Origin of the sequence: Bradyrhizobium sp. HKCCYLR20261 (genome assembly GCF_051168435.1) — a bacterium.
Taxonomy (GTDB): Bacteria; Pseudomonadota; Alphaproteobacteria; order Rhizobiales; family Xanthobacteraceae; genus Bradyrhizobium.
In genome coordinates this window covers 124733-144928 of record NZ_JBNPUZ010000005.1, presented here as the reverse complement: position 1 = coordinate 144928, position 20196 = coordinate 124733, and the positions used below count along the sequence as shown (strand labels likewise).

Below are 20196 nucleotides of genomic sequence, written 5' to 3'. Positions count from 1 at the left end.
CGCCATGGCTCGTTGTATCCGTCGACGATTCCGGCATTCGCGGGCTCATCATTGCCGCTAATAGTGCGGAACTGGAGCTTTAAACAACCTAAAAATCGCCCAACTCGCCGTTGTTTTGCTTCAAAAATTTGAAAGCTCAACGACAGCCGTTCAGCTTGCATTCAGCTCGTTTTGGCCAATCCCTATTTTCTTCGCGACGCACCATGACGTCATCTCCACGTAAGGAATCGCGAATACGATGATGTTTCTTTGTGAGACAACCTCTGCGGGTACGCGCCTACTCTCTTCCCGAACCCTTGTTCGACAGCTGCGCCGAGGATCAGACTGATCGCTCCAGACATTCGAACGCAGCCTCGCGGCGCAGATGCGCCCGAGTTATGCTGATCGCTTCACCCTCTCGTGAGGAGGGCGCAGGGAAGGCCAGGCGCCGACTGGCGCCTGCGGCCCGCCTGCTAACAAAAATGCAGGCGGCAGGTACCACAGGTGCAGCCGGAGAACGCCCGGCCTTCCCTGCGCGATGGTCTTCACGCTTATACGCAGTCTGCCTGGTGCGCCGGGCTTGTTGGCCACCATTGCCCGCGCGGCGCGCAAACGCCGTCACGAACGCCGTCACGAACGTAGCACCAGCATCGGGGTGCCAGCACGCTGCGATTTCACGTCCGCGCGCTGCCGTTCGTCCACGTGCCAAGCACGCTGCGGCAACACCACGGCCATCGCTCCCCGCCCCGCGTGTCGGGACGATCGCGCGCTACGCCCCTTCTCGATGGGACGGGATGCGCGAGAATAGAACATGAATTCGGAAAAATGTAAAGCGTTTTTTTTCAGGCGGCGACGCAGCGTCCGGGCGACCATTTCCGAAGTTCTGGCACATTGATCATTGCCCCCCTGGCTGTCATCGTCCGCGAAAGCTGACGATCCAGTACGCCGTGACACCTCGGTGAATCTCTTCTGCCTCGGAGTCCTGGATGCCCCGCTTTCGCGGAGCATGACGGCGGTGGAACTGGCGAGACATCGTCACGGAAGCAACGGTCTGAAGCAACGGTCTAAGGAAGCGCTCGTCTGAGATGATCTCATCTCACATCGGCCAGCGACCTCACAGCGAGCTCGCGGCGTGCCGCCGGCTCGGTGATGTAGCGCGCGATGGCCTGGGAGAGCAGCCCGGCATCCATCAGGTATTGCTGGGTCGGAATGGCGATGTGAGCGCCCATGAGACCTTCGCATCGGCCGATCTGCTTGAGCGCGTCCACATATCTTGCGGGCGGCGTCACCGCGACGGCATCGGGTTGATGCAGCCGGATGCACAGGAAGGGATTGCGGTTCATTTCCGCCACCGCCAGATCCGAGATGTTGTCGAAGGCGACGACATAGGAGAAGCCGCGATAGCCGAAGGTGATCCCCGACACATCGAACTGGATGAAAGTGCTCGGCAGCCAGCCGATCAGGACGGCGGCCAGCAGATAGCAGCCGAACATCAGCGAGGCGATCGACAGGCAGCGAAACACGATGCCGTAGGGCCAGCCGAACACGGTCAGGATCACGCCGAGCGCCGCCAGCCAGGCACCGAGGCCGCCGATCAACACGCGCGAGGGGCGCATGGGGACACCGCCGGTGATCATGACCCGCTCGGCCTTCGGTGCCGAGCGTTGTTTGCGGATGATGATGCTGGCGGCGAGCACGGCGCCGGATCCGAAGAACGCGATGGTGACGATTCCGACATCCGGTTTCGACGGCAGCACGAGCACGCCGATGATGACGAACACCATGTTGAGGATGAGGAGAGAGCGATCGGACAGTTGCATGGGGAGAGGTTTCGTGGCGTGTTGGACGACGAGAATTGATATCGTGGCGATGAAGGCCACAAGATGGCCCGCGAAGGAGCGGTGTAGGGTGGGCAAAGGCGCGTCGGGCGATGCGCAGCATCGCACGACGCGACGTGCCCACCGTTCTTGTTACGAGCCAGCGATCCCCCTCACAGCGGCTACACGTCCATCGCGCCTGCGGCCGGTGGGCACGTCACGTCGCGCGAGGCGCGCCGTGTCTTTGCCCACCCTACAAAGGCAGGGCAATCGCGTGTGGCGATCGCCGTTTTGTGCTCGTCTCTCTCCACATCGTCATGGCCGGGCTTGTCCCGGCCATCCACGTCCGCCGGCATGCTGAGAACGACGTGGATACCCGGGACAAGCCCGGGCATGACGGAGTAACTAACTTGCAGAATCGTTCGTCACGACAGCCTGGAATGTCCACATGGGATTGCCCTGCCCTACAAGGCGCGGTTTGATCCTACAAACTAACAAGCACGAAGGTGGGCTTGTACTTATCTCGTCGCGTTGAAGGGATCGTGCAGCAGCACGCGCATTTTCCGCTGGGCCGTCCTCGAATGCAGATTGTCGAGCCTCAATCGTCGAGCACTCAAACGGCTGCCGCCCATCTCGATGGATCTTCGGGTTGCATTGGGGGTTGGGCCAGGGCTGGCCTGACCGCTACGAACCCGCAGGTGCCCGGGAGACTCTCCGACCGACAGCAGCGAGCGGGACGCACTCGGCAGCGGCGCGCTCCGGCTCATAACGGCTCTAAAAATGCGCAAATCGCGCAAATATCGTTTGCATTCTGCGCATTTCGCGCCTATCTGACCAAAGCGCGCATCTTCTTCTCAAAAGATTGCGCAAAATACGTAGAATTTGACGTTGTCAGGGAAGGACGCGGGACATGCAGGTGCCCATCAAGCAGACGATCGAGAAGGTGCCGGGCGGGATGATGGTGGTGCCGCTGCTGGTGGGCGCGCTGATCGCGACGTTCTTCCCCGAGACGCCGAAATTCTTCGGCTCCTTCACCGGTGCGCTGTTCTCGGGATCGCTGACCATCCTCGCCGTGTTCTACGTCTGCATGGGCGCCAGCATCGACTTCCGCGCCACGCCCTACATCGTCAAGAAGGGCGGCACCCTGCTGGTCGTGAAGGTCGGCGTCGCCGTGATCCTCGGCGTGATCTTCGGCCGCATTCTCGGCGAGACGCCGGTGACCTCCGGAATGTTCGCAGGCATCTCGACGCTCGCCATCGTGGCCGCGATGAACGACACCAATGGCGGCCTCTACATGGCGCTGATGGGCCAGTATGGACGGCCGCGCGACGTCGGCGCCTATACGATCATGACCCTGGAGAGCGGCCCGTTCCTGACCATGCTGACGCTCGGCGTCGCCGGTCTGTCGGCCTTTCCGTGGCAGGCGCTGGTCGGCGCCATCCTGCCGCTGGTCGTGGGCATGATCATCGGCAATCTCGACCGTGAGATGCGCGCCTTCCTGAGCCGTGCGATCCCGGTGATGATCCCGTTCTTCGCCTTCGCGCTCGGCGCCGGGCTCGATTTGTCGAAGGTCTGGCAGGCCGGCCTGCTCGGCCTCGGCATGGGCGTCGCGGTGGTGATCGTGACCGGCATTCCGCTGTTCCTCGCCGACCGGATCACCGGCGGCACGGGCGTCGCCGGCGTCGCCGCGGCTTCCACTGCAGGCAATGCGGCGGCCGTTCCGGCCATCGTGGCCGCAGCCAATCCGGCCTATGCTCCGGCGGCAGGCCCTGCCACCATCCTGATCGCGGCCTGCGTCGTCGTCACCGCCATCCTGACGCCGCTGCTGACCGCCTGGGTCAGCCGCAAGGTCGGCCCTGGCGTGGACACGGAGAGCGAGGAAGAGGTGGCGACCGCCGCTGCACTGACACCCACGCCACGTCCGGCAGGTCACTGATTCCATGGCAGGCTGGCTGATCGTCGCGGACGACCTCACCGGGGCAGCAGACTGCGCGATCGCCTTCGGCCGGCGCGGACGCGCCGCCGCGGTGACCTGGGGAGAGGACGCGTCCGATCACCGGCTGCCGGTGCTCGCCTATGACGCGGCGAGCCGCGGCCTCTCGGCCGAGGACGCCGCGCGCCGGCACGGCGACGTGCTGGCGCGGCTCGCCCGGCCGGGGCTGCGGCTGTTCAAGAAGATCGACTCGACCCTGCGCGGACAGCCGGCAGCGGAGACGGCGGCGACAATGGCGCATCTCGCGCAATCGGGCCCGGCCTTCGGCGTGTTCGCGCCGGCGTTCCCGGCGACCGGCCGCACCACTGTGGACGGACGCATCCTGGTGCAGGGACGGCCGCTGGAACAGGCCGAGGTCTGGCAGCGTGACCACAGCTATCCCAACGCCGATCTGGCCGACGTGCTCGCGACGGCCGGCGTGAGGTCCGAGAAGGTGGCGCTCGCCGCGGTGCGCGGCCCCGGCCTGAACGGCACACTGGCCCGGCTCGCGGCCGAGGGCAACATCATCGCCATCTGCGATGCCGAGACCGAGCACGATCTGCACCTGATCGCGGCCGCGAGCAGCGACGTCTCGCCGGCGCCGTTCTTCATCGGCAGCGCCGGCCTCGCGCATGCGCTGGCCGGTCTCGAGGCCGCAGAGACTGGCGAGACGTTGCGGATTCCGGCCAGCGCCTGCGGCACCCTGATCGTGGTCGGCTCGCTGGCGGGAGCCTCGCGCAGTGCGGCGCGTGCGCTGCAGGCGAGCGGCACCGTGAGGCATTTTCCGGTCGCGCCTGAGATGCTGCTCGGCCAGGATCACGACGCCCGCGCCGTGCTCGCGGCCGACGTCACCGCGCATCTCGCGCAAGGCGGAGATGCGCTCGTCGAAATCACGATGAACGATCACCCGGACATGCGGCTCGGCACCCAGCTTGCGAACAGTCTCGCCGACGCGCTGCAGACGGTGGCACCCGCCATCGGCGCTTTCGCGGCAACCGGCGGCGAGACCGCGGCCGCCCTGCTCGCGCGCTTCGGCGTCAACGGCATCCGCCTCGCCGACGAGATCGAGCCGGGCGTATCGCTCGGCCTCACGCTCGGCCAGATCGCCGTCCCGATTGCCACCAAGGCCGGCGCGTTCGGCGACGCGCACAGCCTGATCCGCATCAGCGAGCGCCTGCGCGCGATCCGAACCAGAGGAAGCTTCTCATGACCCGTCCGACCATCGCAATCACCATGGGAGATCCGGCCGGCATCGGGCCCGAGGTGATCATGAAGGCGTTGAACCATCCGGAGACGCGGTCGATCTGCAACCCGCTGGTGATCGGCGACGCAACGCGGCTGCGCAAGGCCGGCCGGATCGTCGGTACGGCCCGCGACGTCGACGCACTCGGCGCGGCCAGCGAGGCCGATTTCGCCTCGGGCGCCGTGCAATGCGTCGACCTGAAGATCGTGCCGGACGACCTGCCGTTCGGCCAGGTGTCGCCGGTGGCCGGCGAAGCCGCCTATCGCTACATCGCGAAGGCTGTCGAGATCGTCCAGGCGGGGACCGCGCAGGCGATCTGCACCGCGCCGCTCTCCAAGGAGGCGCTGCATGCGGCCGGGCACAAATTCCCGGGGCATACCGAACTGCTGGCGCATCTCACGGGCACGCCGGAAGTCTCGATGATGCTGGTGTCGCCGAAGCTGCGCGTCATCCACGTCACCACGCATATCGGCCTCTTGGACGCGATCGAGAAGATCGAGCCTGGGCTCGTTGAGCGCGTGATCACGCGCGGGCATGACGTGCTGGTGCGCGCCGGAATCAAACATCCGAAGATCGGCGTCTGTGCCATCAATCCGCATGCCGGCGAGAACGGCTTGTTCGGCCGCGGCGAGGAGGCCGCCAAGATCACGCCGGCCGTGGAAGCCTGCCAGCGCAAGGGCTGGGACGTGCGCGGCCCCCTGCCCGCCGACACGCTGTTCTTCCTCGCGGGCCGTGGCGATTACGACATGGTGGTGGCGATGTATCACGATCAGGGCCACGGCCCGATCAAGGTGCTGGGGCTGGAGGCCGGCGTGAACATCACGGTCGGCCTGCCGGTGATCCGCACCTCGGTCGACCACGGCACGGCGTTCGACATTGCCGGCAAGGGCATCGCCGACGAGCGCAGCCTGATCGAGGCGCTGCGCCAGGCGGCGGATCTCGCGCCGAGGCCGGCGGCCTGACGCATTGCGCAGGTGCGCCGGCATGCTATGGCGTCCACCCATCAACCGGCGCCAATGAGCATGGCGCGGCAGTGAGGGTGAGAGGCCGATGTCGATGCGCAGCAAGGAGCGGCATGCCCGGCTCCTGGAAGCCCTGAACGCCGGCGAGATCGATGTCGACGATCTCGCCCGGCGCTTCGACGTCTCCGCCTCGACCGTTCGCCGCGACCTGCAGCATCTGTCGAAGAGCAACGCCGTGCGCCGCACCTATGGCGGCGCGATTCTCACCGGCCACGTCGCCGAGGCCACGCTGGAGCAGCGGCTGGCGGTGCAGGGCCGCGAGAAGCAGGCGATCGCGCGCGCGGCGGCCGAGCTGATCGAGGACGGCGACACCCTGATCCTCGACGCCGGCTCGACGGTCGCCGCGTTCGGCCGGCTGCTGCTGCAGCGGCGGCTGCGCATCATCACCAACAATCTCGCGCTGCTGCCGTTTCTCGCCAAGGCGCCGGCGATCGAGATCGTGGTGCTGGGCGGCGCGCTGCGCACCACCAGCATGAGCACGATGGGGCCGCTGGCGAGCGACGCGTTGCGGCGGATCACGGCCGACCGCGCGATCATGAGCGCCGACGGCGTGGTGACCGGCCGCGGCCTGTGCGAGGCCGATCTCGACCAGGTGGCGCTGAAATCGCTGATGATGCAGCAGGCCCGCGAGTTGATCGTGCTCGCCGATGCCGGCAAGCTCGGCCGCGCCGAACAGGACGCCTGGGCCCCGCTGCCGCCGCGCTGGACCCTGGTGACGGACGACGGCGCGTCGGAGGCACAACGCGCGGCGTTTGCGGAAGCAGGTGCGCGGGTCGTGATCGCGCGGGCCGGCTGAGAGGTCGCCTTGCGCGCCGGCCTCAATGAAAATCCCGCGAGCGCGGCAGGATGCGGACGTTGCGGGGATGGCTGACGCGCTGGGAGGGATTGTCGGGGTGGTCGCGGCGGTCGTCGTTGAGCGGCTCGGCGGGCATCTGCCCCTGCGGGATGGCGCCGAGGCGGTCGTCTGACAGCAGCGCGAGATCGGCGGTGCGGTCGACCAGGCGCTCGGCGACGAGATGCACGACCTTTTCGGGGCTGCTCTGGATGCGGCCCTCGACCAGCACCAGGCGCGCGCCCATCACCTCCTTGCGAAAGGTCTCCATCACCTTCGGCCAGACCACGATGTTGGCGATGCCGGTCTCGTCCTCCAGGGTCATGAACACGACGCCCTTGGCGCTGCCCGGCCGCTGCCGCACCAGCACCACGCCGGCGCAGCGGATGCGGCGGCGGTCGTTGGCGTCGTTGACGTCGCGGCAGGCCAGCACGCCTTCGGCGGCGAAGCGCCGGCGCAGGAACTCCATCGGGTGGCCCTTCAGCGACAGGCGGATGGTCTGATAGTCGGCGACGACATGCTCCGGCAGCGGCATCTCGGGCAGCGGCTGTGCGCCCTCGTCCGGCTGCTCACGGGCGATTGCCGCCTCGAACAGCGGCAGCGGCACATCGTCGGGCAGCCGGCGTACGGCCCAGAGTGCCGCGCGACGGTCGAGCCCGAGCGAGCGGAACGCGTCGGCATCGGCCAGCAGCAGCAGCGCGCGCTTGGGCAACGCGGTGTCGCGGGCGAAGTCCTCGAGCGAGGTGAACGGGCGGCGCTGGCGCGCGCGGATGATGCGGTCGGCCCAGTCGTCCTCGCGGTCGGCATTCGAGAGCAACATGTGGGTTTGTTGTTCGTTGTCATTCCGGGGCGATGCGACAGCGTCGCGCAATCCATCAATGAATTGTGAGTTGGACAACACTCTCTCCCCGCTGTCATTCCGGGGCGCCCGGAGGGCGAGCCCGGAATCCATACTCCCGATCGTGGTTATGGATTCCGGGCTCGCGCTGCGCGCGCCCCGGAATGACAGCGAGGGGATGGCTGGCAAGGAATGTGTGGAAACAGCCCTCGCCTCCCTTCGCACCGCCTCGGACAACTTCCTGATCCGCTCCTCGTCGCGGTCGATCCAGCGGAAGCCGTCGATCTGGCGGAAGCCGAGGCGGACGGCGCAGTATTTCCCGTCGGTTTTTTCCAGCGTGTTGTCGGCGAAGCTGTGGGAGACATCGATGTCGCGGATCTCGACGCCGTTCTTGTAGGCGTCGCCGACGATCTGGGCCGGCGCGTAGAAGCCCATCGGCTGCGAGTTCAACAGCGCGCAGCAGAACGCGTCGGGATGGAAGCGCTTCAGCCAGGACGAGACATAGACCAGCTGCGCGAAGCTCGCGGCATGGCTTTCCGGGAAGCCGTAGGAGCCAAAACCCTTGATCTGGTCGAAGCAGCTCTTGGCGAAGGCCGGATCATAGCCGCGCGCGATCATGTTCGAGACCATCTTCTCCTCATAGGAGCCGATGGTGCCGACGTTGCGGAACGTCGCCATCGCGCGGCGCAGGCCGTTGGCCTCTTCGGGCGAGAACTTTGCGGCCTCGATCGCGATCCGCATCGCCTGCTCCTGGAATAGGGGCACGCCGAGCGTCTTGTGCAGGACCTTGTAGAGCTCGTCTTTCGGACCATTCGCAGGCGCCGGATAGCTGACCTTCTCGAGACCGTTGCGACGGCGCAAGTATGGATGCACCATGTCGCCCTGGATCGGGCCGGGCCTGACGATCGCGACCTCGATGACGAGATCGTAGAAGGTGCGCGGCTTCAGCCGCGGCAGCATGTTCATCTGTGCCCGGCTCTCGACCTGGAACACGCCGAGCGACTCGCCCTTGCACAGCATGTCGTAGACCTTCGGGTCCTCGCGCGGCACCGACGCCAGATCGTAATGAATATCCTTGTGCTGCTCGATCAGCGCAAAACTCTTGCGGATGCAGGTCAGCATGCCCAGCGCGAGCACGTCGACCTTCATCATGCTGAGCGCGTCGACATCGTCCTTGTCCCATTCGATGAAGGTGCGGTCGTCCATCGCGGCGTTGCCGATCGGCACGTAGCTGTCGAGCCGGTCCTGCGTCAGCACGTAGCCGCCGACATGCTGCGAGAGGTGGCGCGGAAAGGTGATCAGCTCCGAGGCGAGCTCCACCGCGCGGCGGATCATCGGATTTTTCGGATCGAGCCCAGCCTGGCGCACCTGCATGTCCGAGAGGCCGTCGCCCCAGCTGCCCCACACGGTGTCGGCGAGCACGGAGGTGACGTCCTCGGTCAGGCCGAGCGCCTTGCCGACGTCGCGGATGGCGCTGCGCGGGCGATAATGGATGACGGTGGCGATGATCGCGGCGCGGTGGCGGCCGTAGCGGCGATAGACATATTGCATCACCTCCTCGCGCCGCGAATGCTCGAAATCGACGTCGATATCAGGCGGCTCCAGCCGCTCCTTGGAGATGAAGCGCTCGAACAACAGGTCGATCTTGGTCGGATCGACCGAGGTGATGCCGAGCACGTAGCAGACCGCCGAATTCGCCGCGGAGCCGCGGCCCTGGCACAGGATGCCCTCACTGCGGGCGTAGCGCACGATGTCGTGGACGGTGAGGAAGTAATGCGCGTAGTTGAGCTCGGCGATCAGCGCCAGCTCCTTGTTGAGGACGGCGCGCAATTTGTCATCGAGGTTGTCGCCGAAATAGCTCTTGGCGCCGGCCCAGGTCAGGTCCTCCAGATGGCCCTGCGCGGTCTTGCCGGGCGGTACCGGCTCGTCGGGATATTGGTATTTGAGCTGGTCGAGCGAGAAGCTGATGCGGTCGGCGAAACGGAGAGTTTCGGTGATGGCGTCGGGATGATCGCGGAACAGCCGCGCCATCTCATGTCCCGGCTTGAGATGGCGCTCGGCATTGGCCTGCAGGCGGCGGCCGATGCTCTCGATCGAGGCCTTCTCGCGGATGCAGGTCAGCACGTCCTGCAGCATGCGCTGGCTAGGGTGGTGATACAGCACGTCGTTGGTGGCGATCAGCGGCACCTTGGCTGACGCCGCGAGCCTTGCGAGACGCGCCAGCCGGCGGCGGTCGTCGCCGCGGTACAGCAGGCTGCCGGCGAGCCATACGCCTTCGGCGGGGCTGTCTTTCAGACGAGCAAGGATGTTGCCGAGGGCGTCCTCGTCGAAGCGATGCGGCGGCATCAGCACCACGAGCTGGCCGTCGATGAAGTCGAACAGATCCTCGAACGTCAGGCGACAATCACCCTTGGCGACCTTGTCGAGGTCGCTGCCGCGCTTGCCTTGAGTCAGCAGCTGGCACAGCCGGCCATACGCCGCGCGGTCGCGCGGATAGACCAGAATGTCCGGCGTGCCGCAGGTGAAGACGAGCCGCGCGCCGTACAGCAGTTTCGGTCTGTAGGTCAGCTTGTCGTTATTCAGCTCGCTATAGGCGCGCACGATGCCGGCCAGCGTGTTGTGATCGGCGATGCCGATGGCGGTGAGGCCGTCATCGGCGGCCTGGTGCACATAGGCTTGGGGATGCGAGCCGCCGTGCAGGAAGGAGAAATTGGTGGTGACGCCGATCTCGGCGTAGGCGACGGGGGTCATGGCGCGGCCGCGGAGGCTGAGGTGGCGCTATGCCCTACAATTGTGAGCACATCTCTGGCGGCTGGCGCCGCTCCTACCTCGCCCCGCTTGCGGGGAGAGGTCGGATTGCATCGCCAGATGCAATCCGGGTGAGGGGGCTCTCCGCACGCTCGGTGGGTGTGGCTGCCCCTCACCCCAGCCCTCTCCCCGTGAAGAACGGGGAGAGGGAGCGCACCTTTCGTGCTGCAAATATCGTAGTCCCCTGCCCTCATGCAAAGAGTCCATGCATGTACCAGAGGGGCTGCACCGGCGGGCCGTTTGGCGGCTGCTCGAACTCGCGGTCATACAGGCCGTCGCGGTAGAGCCAGAAGCGCAGGCCGTGTTCGTCCTCGACGCGGAAATAGTCGCGGGTCAGGCCCTGGCCGTCGGGGCGCCACCATTCCATCGCGATGCGTTCCGGGCCTTCGGCGCGGACCACCGCATGCGCGGCGCGGCGCCAGACGAAGCGGGCGGGCGGGCCGTCGGGGACGCCGGCGATCACTTGAATGGCCTCGGGGCGCGCGAACAGCCTCAAAGGACGCAGCGGCGGCTCGCCGTCGGTACGTTCGGGCCAGGCGGCGGTGCTGGTGGCCGCGAGATGGTGCTGGGCCGGCAGCGGCAGCGCCGCGCGCTCGGGGACGTAGGTGTCGACCGGCAGATGCACCACGACGCGTTTGCCGCCGATACGCGCGGCGATGCGGTCGATCAGCGCCGACAGTTCGTCATTGTCGTGGACATGGGCGTCGAGATCGCGCTGCTGCTGCACCACGATCTCGCTGCGGCCGGCGGCGAGCCGGATCATGTCGAAGCCGAAGCCGGGATCGAGCGGATCGCTCAAGGCCTCCAGCCGCTCGCGGAACAGCCGGTCTATCACGGCGGCGTCCGTCACCGGCTGGCCGGTGTCGACGGCGATGATGCGCACCAAGCCGTCGGTGCGGAAGAAGCAGGCCTCGAGCCGCCGCGCGCCCTTGCCCTGCTGCGCCATCGCCGCCACCAGCATCGCCGCAAGGCTGGAGAGGCTCGCCGCGATCACGGTGTCGGTCGCGACCGGCTCGGCAAAGCGCTTGTCGACGATGTAGTCCGGCGGCACCTTGCGCGGGCTGATCGGCGCATCGGCCTCGCCCAGCGCCTGTGCGAGCACGCGGGTGAAGGCGGCGCCGAAGCGCGCGGTGATCTCGTTGCGGCCGCGCGAGGCGACGTCGCCGATGGTCTTGAGGCCGGCGCGGCGCAGGCCGAGCGTAATGGCCTCACTGCCGCCGAGCGCGGCCACCGGCAGGGCTGAGACCGCCGCCGCCTCCTCGCCATCAGCAACGATGCGGCCGTGCACCTGCCGGTTCAGCGTCCGCGCGCAGACCGCGTTGGAGGCGATCGCCGCCGACACGGTGAGGCCGTGCGCGGTCAGCGCATCGCACACCGACTGCATCAGTTTTGTCTCGCCGCCGAACAGATGCACGCAGCCGGTGATGTCGAGCGATAGCCCGTGCGGCGGATCGAGCGCCACCAAGGGCGTGAAGCGGTCGCACCAGTCGGCGATGCTCTCCAGCAGCCTGGCATCGGCGGCGAGATCGGCCTCATGCGCGACGAGGTCGGGACAGACCGCGCGGGCATTCGCCAAGGGCTGGCCGAGCGACACGCCATGGCGCGCCGCGGCCTCGTCGAGCGAATGGATCAGAAGCGCATTGGCGTCCTTGATAAGAACGACCTGCGGCTTGCCTTGCTCAAGCGGATCGGCGACGCGGCTCCGCTTGATGCGCTCGATGGGCAGGCGCGGCAGCCACAGGCTGAGGATCCGCCGCCGATTCGCTGAAACGGCACGCATCGGGCATCCACTCCATGATCCATCGTCCGGTCTGGCCGTGACGGTTACGAATGAGCTCGGCATCGAGCCGCGGCGCGCCCCACGCCATCCACGGCGCGACCTCGGACGACGGCGCGGTGCGCACCATCCAGCGCGTCTCCGCGGTCGACGGCTCCGGCGTCGCGGCGACGCGCAGCAGCAGCGCGGTCACGCCGGACTCCTGCGCTGCCAGGGTCAGCTTGCGGCTGGCGACGAGATCGAGCTTTTGCGTCTCGCCCCACACCTCCAGCATCACGCCGCCCAGCGCATCGCAGGCGAGTGCATCGGCGGCGGTGCGCAGGGCATGATCGAGATCGGGCGCGCGCACGACCACGAGGCGGCGCGGATCGAGGCCGAGCTCGGCGAGCCCGCTCATCGACAGCGCGCCGGCCTCGCGCTCGGCAAAGTCCTGCCGGATCCAGATCAGCGGCTTCCGTGCGGCGACGCGCGCGGCGAGGCCACACACGAAGCCGGTCGCGGCCGCCGCCTGGCGGCCGCCTTCCGCGAACACCTCGTGCAGCGCGCCGGTGGCGAGCCCGCCCTGCAGCACCGCGTCCGCCTCGTCATGGCCGAGCGCGACCCGGCGCAGATCATGCGCGCCATCGGCCGCTTCGAGACGGGCAATGCGGCCGCGCAGACGCGCGAGCGTATCCATGCGTGCGCCGGTCATCCGTCGCCGCTCCTTTCAATCCATCGTGCGAGTGCTGCCGTTCTTCAAAATGAATGCAGGCAGTTGAACCCGCGACGAACCTCTTTGTTCATGATACGTTCTAATATAAAGCTAACGCGTCCGAGAGAGTCAATCGGGATTGACCCGGTCCGGATTCAACGAGTGGAATCAAAGGGATTCAAAAGCATGGAGCTGCTGCGCAAACTGGAGATCCTGGCCGATGCCGCCAAGTACGACGCGTCCTGCGCCTCCAGCGGTACGGAGATGCGGGATTCCCGTGACGGCAAGGGGCTCGGCTCGACTTCGCCGGGCATGGGCATCTGCCACTCCTATGCGCCGGACGGACGCTGCATCTCGCTTCTCAAGATTTTGCTGACCAATGCCTGCAACTTCGACTGCCTGTATTGCGTCAACCGCGCCTCCTCCAACGTGCCGCGCGCCCGCTTCACGGTCGACGAGGTGGTGAAGCTCACGATCGACTTCTATCGCCGCAACTACATCGAGGGGCTGTTCCTGTCGTCGGGCATCATCCGCAGTCCCGACTACACGATGGAGCAGGTCGTCTCCGTCGCGCGCAAGCTGCGCGAGGAGCATCGCTTCCGCGGCTACATCCATCTGAAGACAATTCCGGAGGCCGACGAGGCGCTGATCGCCGAGGCCGGCAGATATGCCGACCGGCTCAGCATCAACATCGAGACGCCGCTCGAGGACAGCCTGACCAGGCTCGCGCCGGAGAAGGACCAGCGCGCGATCCGCCGCACCATGGGCCGCCTGCGGCTCAAGCTCGACGAGACGGCGGAGGCGAAGAAGACGGTGCGCCGCGCCCGGCCGCCGCGCTTCGCGCCGGCCGGCCAGAGCACGCAGATGATCGTCGGCGCCGATGCCGCCAACGACCGCACCATCCTGTCGACCTCGGCCAATCTGTACGGCGCCTACAAGCTCAAGCGGGTCTATTACTCGGCCTTCAGCCCGATTCCCGATGCCAGCCGCGCGCTGCCGTTGCAGGCCCCGCCCCTCGTGCGCGAGCACCGGCTGTACCAGGCCGACTGGCTGATGCGGTTCTACGGCTTCGACGCCGAGGAGATCGTCGAGGAGAACGAAGGCATGCTGCCGCTCGACATCGACCCCAAGCTCGCCTGGGCGCTGCGCCACCGCGACCGCTTCCCGCTCGACATCAACACCGCCAGCCGCGAGGAGCTGCTGCGCGTGCCCGGCTTCGGCACCCGCACCGTCCAGCGCATCCTCGCCACCCGACGCACCACCACGATCCGCTTCGCGGATCTGGCCCAGCTCAACGTCATCCGGAACAAGGCGCTGCCGTTCATCGTTCTCTCGGACCACCGGCCGTCGCCGTCCTTGCTGGACGGCGCCAGCCTCAGGGCCCGGCTGCAGCCGAAACCGCAGCAGCTCGGATTTGGATTTTAGCCAAGTCGTCATTGCGAGGGGCGAAGCCCGAAGCAATCCAGGGGCGACACGACGACTCTGGATTGCTTCGTCGCTCCGCTCCTCGCAATGACGTAAGGAGACAGATGCACGTCGTAACACTCGACAGCGACACCGATTTCGATGGCTGGCGCAAGGCGGCGCGGGCGCTGGCGATGAACGACGTCAGGGCGGCCGATGTGAGCTGGCGGGTGAAGGGCGCGGCGGCGGATCTGTTCGACGATCAGTCGGAGACACGGCTCCCCGATGTCCCGAAGGGCGCGTTCTCGGTGCCGGCGAGCTTCATGGAGCTCGCCGAGAGCGCGATTCTGCACAGCGATTCCAACCGCTTCGCCCTGCTCTACCGGTTGCTCTGGCGTCTGCGCACCAACCACGATCTCATGGACATCGCGACCGATCCCGATGTCGCCCAGGCCAACGCGCTTGCCCGCGCCGTGCGCCGCGACGTCCACAAGATGCACGCCTTCGTCCGCTTCCGCGAGGTCGGCCGCGAGCGCGAGGCGCGCTATGTCGCCTGGTTCGAGCCGGAGCACCACATCGTCGAACGCGCAGCTCCGTTCTTCGCCCGCCGCTTCGCCGACATGCCCTGGTCGATCCTGACGCCCGAACTCTGCGCGCATTGGGACGGCAGCCACGTCTCCTTCACACCGGGTGTGAGCAAGGCTGAAGCGCCGACCGAAGACCGGCTCGAAGAGGTGTGGCTTCGCTATTACGCCAGCATTTTCAATCCGGCACGGCTGAAAGTGAAGGCGATGGAAAAGGAGATGCCGAAGAAATATTGGCAGAACCTGCCTGAGGCCAGGCTGATCCAGCCGCTGATCGCCGAAGCCAGCCGGCGCACCTCCGTGATGATCGCAGAGCCCGGCACCGAACCGCACAAGCCGCAGAAACGCGTCGAGGAGACCGCGATGACCCGCAAGCCGAAAGCGCCCGCGCCTGCTGCTCAGACCTCACGTGATGTCGAGGCGACCGATCTTCAGACCTTGCGTGAAGAGGCTGCCGCCTGCCGCGCCTGCCCGCTGTGGAAGGACGCCACGCAGACCGTGTTCGGCGAAGGCCCTGAGCATGCGCCACTGATGCTGGTCGGCGAACAGCCCGGCGACAAGGAGGACCTCGCCGGCCATCCCTTCGTCGGCCCGGCCGGCCAGATGCTCGACCGCGCCCTGGAAGAGGCCGGCATCGACCGCTCCAAGGTCTACGTCACCAATGCCGTCAAGCACTTCAAGTTCGTGCCGCGCGGCAAGATCCGGCTGCACCAGAAGCCGGCCACGCCGGAGATCAAGGCCTGCCGTCCCTGGTACGAGCGCGAGCTCGCCGCCGTCCGCCCGGCCCTGGTGGTCGCGATGGGCGCGACCGCCGCGCAGGCGGTGTTCGGCAAGATCACCCAGGTCACCAAGAACCGGGGCCATATCGTCGACCTGGCTGAGGGCCCCCAGGCGATGATCACGGTGCACCCGTCCTATTTGCTCCGGCTGCCCGATGCGGACGCCAAGGCGCGGGAGTACGAGCTGTTCGTCAAGGATTTGAAGATCGCCGCGGCTGCGCTCAAGCGCGCGCAGGCGGCGTAACGGCGGCCCCAGCCTCCCCCTGCCCGCCGTTCGGTCCATTTTCCTCCATCGTCTCGCCTCGACAATGCAACCATGGGCTGATCGAGATCGCCGCGCGCCCGGGCGACATTCTCGTCCTGCTTGATCTCGGGAACCGCGTTCGGCATTCACAGGTGTGTGGGGATGGCGCGACCATGGTCGCGCATGAGGTTGGGGTCGAGACTGGGCGATGACGAACGATCAAGCGGCGGACAGCCGGACAGCGACGCCAACCCCTGACTTCAAGCCCGGCGACCATCGTACGACCGAATTCATCGAGCGGCGCAGCGTGCTGCCGCGGATCTTTCTCGGGCTGATCACGGCCGCAGCGATCGGCGGCGGCAGCCTGTATCTGCTGCGGCCGGACTTCGCTGCGCCTGTCGACCAGGTCATCCAGACCTTCCGCACCTCCGCGGTCGCCGAGCCCGACCGGCCGGCGGCGGCGCCGGACGTCAAACTGGAAAGCAGATTCACCGGCCTCTATCAGCGCTATGGCCTGGCGCCGCTTCCTCCGGGCATCGAGAGCGGCGCCAAGCTCAATGGCCTGCTCGCGATGCTGCAGAAGGAGCCGTGCGACAAGCAGACCGTCTTCCAGGCCTCCGTCGCCCTCGAGGAACGCCGCGAGACCCGGGCGGCCGCCGACCTCTTGAACGGCTTTTCCGACAGTTGCCCGGAAAGCACCGCCGAGCGCGGGCGCGCCGGCGAGCTGTATTATCTGCTCGGCGACTACGAGAAGGCGATCAGGCTGAGCTCCGACGTCATCGGGCGCCGCCCCGAGGTGCAGAAGCCCTATGTGATCCGCGCCCGGTCCGAGCAGGCGCTGAAGCGCTATGCAGCGTCGATCGACGACTATACGACGCTCATCAGCCTGATGCCGGACGCGAAGCTGATCGTGTCGGACGTCTTCACCAGCATGTCCGACAGCTACGAGAAGCTCGACCGTCCCTGCGAGGCGATCGGCCCGATCCAGACCTATATCGCCTTGGACAGCGAAAAACGTTCGACCCAGCCGCTGCTCCGCCGCATCGCCGCGCTGGCCGTCAAGGGCAATTGCAGCCAGGCCTATGCGACCGGCACCGCGCGCATCCCCCGCCGCTCCAACGGCGTCTCCACCGCCAAGGTGCAGATCAACGGTGTCACCGGCACCTTCATCATCGACACCGGCGCGAGCTTCGTCATGCTCACCCGCGGCTTCGCCGACAAGGCCAAGCCGCAGATGTTCAAGACCGACCCGGTCGAAATCCAGACCGCCAACGGCACCACCTCGGCCAATCTGGCGACTGTCGACAGCGTCAAGCTGGCCGGCGTCTCCGCCTCCAGCGTTCCCACCATCATCGCCAGCAAGAGCATCGGCGATGGCGTCGACGGCCTGCTCGGCATGTCGTTCCTGAGCCGCTTCACGGTCGTCATCTCGGAGCGCGAGATCCAGCTCAAGGCGAAGACGCTGGCCGAGCAGTAATGGCGCGGCGGCCCGCTGCCGGCCCGCGCGATCCGCGGATCGACCGATTCCCGCCGTCCCTCGCAACTCCGCCCTCAGGCCCTGCGCGACAGGTAGACATGCTCGCGCAGCAAGGCCTGGATCAGGGCTGCGCGATCGGAAAACCCCAGCGACCGGGCCAGTTCCGAGTCATCCTGGCTATCGCCATCGTCCGCGACGGCAGGCAGATAGCGGGCCATCAGTTCGTCCTCGCTCAGGCCATGGTCGGCCGGACTGCCGTCGCCGCGGTCGAGCTCCGTCTGTTTCAACACGTCGCATTTGTCGCGCGCGCGCGTCACCAATTCCTCGAAACGGCCGTCGATCTTCACCCAGTCGACCAGCGCGCTCAGACCGGAACCGTTGAGCCCCTTCTTGAACGATCGAATGCGCGCTTCATCCAGCATCAGCTCCAGGAATTCGGACCGGCTCATTCCGTTGCGCGCGATCCACGCCTCGAGCTGGGCCGGGTCCATCAGGTCCCTGCTCTGGCGAAACCTGATGATCTCGGCGCTCACCGCCTGCGCGTCGACCCTGATGCCGCGGCGCCTGGCTTCCGATGCAGCAAGAGAACGCGCGATGGCCTTCTCCGAGAGGTCGCTGCCGCGCACAGCCAACAGCCGCAGCTCGTCCATCAGTTGAGGCGTTCCGTCCATCCCCGCGGCCTCCGGCGAAGCGGCCGCCGATCGCTCCGCGTCCCGCATCAGCCCGTCCCACAATTGCGTGTGCTCGAACGCATAGTCGACCGTCTTGGGCTTCACCTCATCGGCCATCCGGCGCCGCATCGTCCGCAGCATCTCCAGCGCATCCTCGCGCTTCTGATCGATGCGATGGTCCGGCAGCCAGGCCTCGAGCGCATCGATATCCCGCGCGGCCAGCCGGCCATCGGCGCGCGCGCTGTGCAGCAGGGCCGGATAGCTGCGCTCCGGATAGAAGCTCGCCTGGGCAAGCGTCTCCAGGATCAGCCGTGACGTCTCCGAGATCACGCCATGCGTCACCGCCTTCCGCAAGGTGAAGCGCATATTGACCAGCGGCTCCGACAGCGCGGGGAAGCCGAGCTCCGCCGGCCCATGGATCAGTGCCACCTCGTCATCGGCCTCGAACAGGCCGTCGCGATAGGCCGCGAACACCTTGCCGACCCCCTCCATGCCGAACGCACACAGCTCGGCCGCACGCAGGGCGCCCATGCTGGCGCTGCCGAACACATGGATGCCGTTCGCCATCGCCCACAGGATCTCCTTGTGCCACACCGACGGCACCTGCTCGAAATAGCCGTCGATAATGCCGATGGCGGCGGGCTTCTTCAGCGCGGCGCGGTAGACGTCGCCCTGCTGCACCGGCGGCAGATACTCGGCCTCAAATTCGAGCGCCGCATCGCGCGGATGCAATGTGGGCCCGGTGAACACGATGCAAGTCATTGCGGCCCCCCCGCCGCCTGCTGCCGCGAGATCTGATCGGCGGCAAAGCTTCGCGCCCTCCGGCCGGGGCTGTAGTCGGGATTCTTGTCGAAAGTCTCGAGCCCCGGAATGATGACCCGCGCCACGGGAATGTCGAACCTGCTCTTGGTGAGATCGACCGCGATCACCTGCCGGATCCCGGCCGATTGCAACCGTTCGAGCACCATCGCGAGATCGCCGTTGAACGTGTCCGACGCCAGCGACGGAGCGGCGCGCAGGCTTCGCGTCGGCGGACGGCTTCGCAGCAGCGCCCGCTGCTCGTCGAGAAATTGCGCCGCCAAGGCCTTCTCGTCATACTCCTCCCGAAACACGTCATCGCGCGCCCCCGCGATCAGCGTCAGCCGGCTCTGCGCGGCTTCGGTCAGCGCGCGCAGGAAGGCGATCTCCGGCGACAGATGCGCTCCCATCCCCAGCGCCGCATAGAGATCTCGCCCCAGTTCCTCGTCACGATCGAAGATCAGACATTGGCAGACTGCCAGTCCGACATCGGAGCTGATGTCCCACGCGACGACGTCGAGACCCGCGCGCTCGCACATCTCCAGAAGCCGCCTGTTGCCGTCGTCCCGAACCGTATCGAGGGCGATGCGGCGGCCCTGCTGCTCCGAAGGACTGCGCAGATGCCAGAGCGTGGTCGCATCGCGCTCGACGACCTCGCAGATGCCGTGCAACAGCGCCTCGATCAGCTGATTGCCGGACGCGAGGCCGTTAGACGAGGAGATGAAGCTGCCCGCCGGCATTTCGGGCCGCGATGTCGAGAGGTTCACCATCTCGAACGGCACCCAGATGTCGGTGTCCGCGATCAGATCGCGCCCCTCGATCCACAGCATCTGCAGATCGGGATGAAAGTGGCCGCCGGCAATCAACGGCAGGTCGGCGACCTCGACCACGTCGTGGTCGCGGATCAGCTCGGCATAGGTTGCGAGCTTCAGCGGCAGGGTGATCGTCTCGGCATGAAACAGCTCGATGGATTCCATCAGTCCCGACGCCTTGGCGGCATCCAGGGTGAGCCCCTTGCCCTGCGACACCGACACCGAGCGCGAATTGGGCCGGCAGACCATCGTCACGGGAATGCCGACGCGATCGAGACCGGTGACATCGGCGACGCGGGTGATGCCCATCTCGCCCAGGAAAGGACGCACGCGCTCGACCGTCTGCGACGGCGGCACCGAGCGTTGCGTTCCCGACCGAAAGGCCTTTTCGACCGGACGAGCGAGGCGGTCCCGATGCAGCGCTGTCGATCCCATCCACAGCCCTCCC

Annotated in this window: 13 protein-coding genes; 7 read left to right on the top strand and 6 right to left on the bottom strand. The window is 66.8% G+C overall.

The window, feature by feature from the left end; genetic code table 11:
* Nucleotides 1–1070 precede the first annotated feature (1070 nt).
* Nucleotides 1071–1799, bottom strand: a complete 729-nt coding sequence (locus ACQR1L_RS13265) for a hypothetical protein (RefSeq protein WP_434858411.1) — start codon at nucleotides 1797–1799, stop codon at nucleotides 1071–1073.
* Nucleotides 1800–2706: 907 nt separating this feature from the next.
* Here ACQR1L_RS13265 and ACQR1L_RS13260 point away from each other — a divergent pair.
* The 4 genes from ACQR1L_RS13260 (at nucleotide 2707) to ACQR1L_RS13245 (ending at nucleotide 6829) form a co-directional block, all read left to right on the top strand.
* The gene (locus tag ACQR1L_RS13260) at nucleotides 2707–3732 is read left to right on the top strand and encodes a 2-keto-3-deoxygluconate permease (RefSeq protein WP_434858410.1); all 1026 of its coding nucleotides are present in this window, start codon (nucleotides 2707–2709) and stop codon (nucleotides 3730–3732) included.
* A gap of 4 nt (nucleotides 3733–3736) precedes the next feature.
* Nucleotides 3737–4978 carry a four-carbon acid sugar kinase family protein gene (locus tag ACQR1L_RS13255; RefSeq protein WP_434858409.1) on the top strand — a complete coding sequence of 414 codons (1242 nt, stop codon included), beginning with the start codon at nucleotides 3737–3739 and terminating at the stop codon, nucleotides 4976–4978.
* Complete coding sequence (gene pdxA / locus ACQR1L_RS13250) at nucleotides 4975–5973, top strand: 4-hydroxythreonine-4-phosphate dehydrogenase PdxA (RefSeq protein WP_434858408.1); 999 nt, start codon at nucleotides 4975–4977, stop codon at nucleotides 5971–5973. The genes ACQR1L_RS13255 and pdxA overlap by 4 nt, the downstream gene beginning before the upstream one ends.
* Nucleotides 5974–6061: 88 nt before the next feature.
* Nucleotides 6062–6829: a DeoR/GlpR family DNA-binding transcription regulator gene (locus tag ACQR1L_RS13245; RefSeq protein WP_434858407.1), complete on the top strand. Its 768-nt coding sequence runs from the start codon at nucleotides 6062–6064 to the stop codon at nucleotides 6827–6829.
* A gap of 22 nt (nucleotides 6830–6851) precedes the next feature.
* Here the strand turns inward: ACQR1L_RS13245 and ACQR1L_RS13240 are convergent, their stop codons facing one another.
* The 3 genes from ACQR1L_RS13240 to ACQR1L_RS13230 all read right to left on the bottom strand — a co-directional run bounded on the left by ACQR1L_RS13240 (nucleotide 6852) and on the right by ACQR1L_RS13230 (nucleotide 12979).
* Complete coding sequence (locus tag ACQR1L_RS13240; protein WP_434858406.1) at nucleotides 6852–10454, bottom strand: error-prone DNA polymerase; 3603 nt, start codon at nucleotides 10452–10454, stop codon at nucleotides 6852–6854.
* A gap of 247 nt (nucleotides 10455–10701) precedes the next feature.
* Nucleotides 10702–12291: a Y-family DNA polymerase gene (locus tag ACQR1L_RS13235; protein ID WP_434858405.1), complete on the bottom strand. Its 1590-nt coding sequence runs from the start codon at nucleotides 12289–12291 to the stop codon at nucleotides 10702–10704.
* On the bottom strand, nucleotides 12191–12979 hold the full coding sequence (locus ACQR1L_RS13230) for an ImuA family protein (RefSeq protein ID WP_434858404.1): 789 nt from the start codon (nucleotides 12977–12979) through the stop codon (nucleotides 12191–12193). Before ACQR1L_RS13230 ends, ACQR1L_RS13235 begins: the two co-directional genes overlap by 101 nt.
* Before the next feature lie 186 nt (nucleotides 12980–13165).
* Here ACQR1L_RS13230 and ACQR1L_RS13225 point away from each other — a divergent pair, with 186 nt between their 5' ends.
* The 3 genes from ACQR1L_RS13225 to ACQR1L_RS13215 all read left to right on the top strand — a co-directional run bounded on the left by ACQR1L_RS13225 (nucleotide 13166) and on the right by ACQR1L_RS13215 (nucleotide 17467).
* Complete coding sequence (locus tag ACQR1L_RS13225) at nucleotides 13166–14404, top strand: putative DNA modification/repair radical SAM protein (protein WP_434858403.1); 1239 nt, start codon at nucleotides 13166–13168, stop codon at nucleotides 14402–14404.
* Between the two features lie 104 nt (nucleotides 14405–14508).
* Nucleotides 14509–15990: a UdgX family uracil-DNA binding protein gene (locus tag ACQR1L_RS13220; protein WP_434858402.1), complete on the top strand. Its 1482-nt coding sequence runs from the start codon at nucleotides 14509–14511 to the stop codon at nucleotides 15988–15990.
* A gap of 208 nt (nucleotides 15991–16198) precedes the next feature.
* Nucleotides 16199–17467 carry a TIGR02281 family clan AA aspartic protease gene (locus tag ACQR1L_RS13215; protein WP_434858401.1) on the top strand — a complete coding sequence of 423 codons (1269 nt, stop codon included), beginning with the start codon at nucleotides 16199–16201 and terminating at the stop codon, nucleotides 17465–17467.
* Between the two features lie 74 nt (nucleotides 17468–17541).
* On the opposite strand, the gene ACQR1L_RS13210 is transcribed toward ACQR1L_RS13215, so the two are convergent.
* Nucleotides 17542–18900, bottom strand: a complete 1359-nt coding sequence (locus ACQR1L_RS13210; RefSeq protein ID WP_434858400.1) for a TfuA-like protein — start codon at nucleotides 18898–18900, stop codon at nucleotides 17542–17544.
* Nucleotides 18897–20183 carry a YcaO-like family protein gene (locus ACQR1L_RS13205; RefSeq protein WP_434858399.1) on the bottom strand — a complete coding sequence of 429 codons (1287 nt, stop codon included), beginning with the start codon at nucleotides 20181–20183 and terminating at the stop codon, nucleotides 18897–18899. Before ACQR1L_RS13205 ends, ACQR1L_RS13210 begins: the two co-directional genes overlap by 4 nt.
* Nucleotides 20184–20196 lie beyond the last annotated feature (13 nt).

Excerpts from the sequence above, each read along its gene's own strand:
- ACQR1L_RS13210 (WP_434858400.1), bottom strand. The coding sequence starts at position 18,900 with ATGACTTGCATCGTGTTCACCGGGCCCACATTGCATCCGCGCGATGCG.
- ACQR1L_RS13240 (WP_434858406.1), bottom strand. The coding sequence starts at position 10,454 with ATGACCCCCGTCGCCTACGCCGAGATCGGCGTCACCACCAATTTCTCC.
- ACQR1L_RS13225 (WP_434858403.1), top strand. The coding sequence starts at position 13,166 with ATGGAGCTGCTGCGCAAACTGGAGATCCTGGCCGATGCCGCCAAGTAC.
- ACQR1L_RS13205 (WP_434858399.1), bottom strand. The coding sequence starts at position 20,183 with ATGGGATCGACAGCGCTGCATCGGGACCGCCTCGCTCGTCCGGTCGAA.
- ACQR1L_RS13230 (WP_434858404.1), bottom strand. The coding sequence starts at position 12,979 with ATGACCGGCGCACGCATGGATACGCTCGCGCGTCTGCGCGGCCGCATT.
- ACQR1L_RS13220 (WP_434858402.1), top strand. The coding sequence starts at position 14,509 with ATGCACGTCGTAACACTCGACAGCGACACCGATTTCGATGGCTGGCGC.
- ACQR1L_RS13215 (WP_434858401.1), top strand. The coding sequence starts at position 16,199 with ATGACGAACGATCAAGCGGCGGACAGCCGGACAGCGACGCCAACCCCT.
- ACQR1L_RS13260 (WP_434858410.1), top strand. The coding sequence starts at position 2,707 with ATGCAGGTGCCCATCAAGCAGACGATCGAGAAGGTGCCGGGCGGGATG.
- ACQR1L_RS13255 (WP_434858409.1), top strand. The coding sequence starts at position 3,737 with ATGGCAGGCTGGCTGATCGTCGCGGACGACCTCACCGGGGCAGCAGAC.
- ACQR1L_RS13265 (WP_434858411.1), bottom strand. The coding sequence starts at position 1,799 with ATGCAACTGTCCGATCGCTCTCTCCTCATCCTCAACATGGTGTTCGTC.
- ACQR1L_RS13245 (WP_434858407.1), top strand. The coding sequence starts at position 6,062 with ATGTCGATGCGCAGCAAGGAGCGGCATGCCCGGCTCCTGGAAGCCCTG.
- ACQR1L_RS13235 (WP_434858405.1), bottom strand. The coding sequence starts at position 12,291 with ATGCGTGCCGTTTCAGCGAATCGGCGGCGGATCCTCAGCCTGTGGCTG.
- pdxA (WP_434858408.1), top strand. The coding sequence starts at position 4,975 with ATGACCCGTCCGACCATCGCAATCACCATGGGAGATCCGGCCGGCATC.